Source organism: Pseudomonas sp. I2 (genome assembly GCF_040984075.1).
In the GTDB taxonomy this organism is placed as follows: Bacteria; Pseudomonadota; Gammaproteobacteria; order Pseudomonadales; family Pseudomonadaceae; genus Aquipseudomonas; species Aquipseudomonas guariconensis_B.
On the sequence record NZ_JBCGFQ010000276.1, the window covers coordinates 1 to 216 of the forward strand.

Consider the following 216-nt stretch of genomic DNA (forward strand, 5'->3'; position numbering starts at 1 on the left):
GCTCAAGCCCGAGGACCTGCGCCCAGATTGCCGCGACCTGTTGTTCCAGTTCACTCTGCGGCGCCACATAGGCACGCTGCGATTGCGCGGCATCCACGGCGGGCAAGGCCTTGCGGTCGAGCTTGCCGTTGGGCGACAGCGGCAGGCTGTCCAGTGCCAGCCACTGGTTCGGCACCATGTAGTCCGGTAGGCCACGGCGCAGATGCTCGGCCAGTT

General features: G+C 66.7%; 1 protein-coding gene. It reads right to left on the reverse strand.

The features are described from left to right. On the reverse strand, positions 1–216 hold a 216-nt coding region (locus tag WCE05_RS26595; protein ID WP_368816916.1), incomplete at both ends, for a hypothetical protein.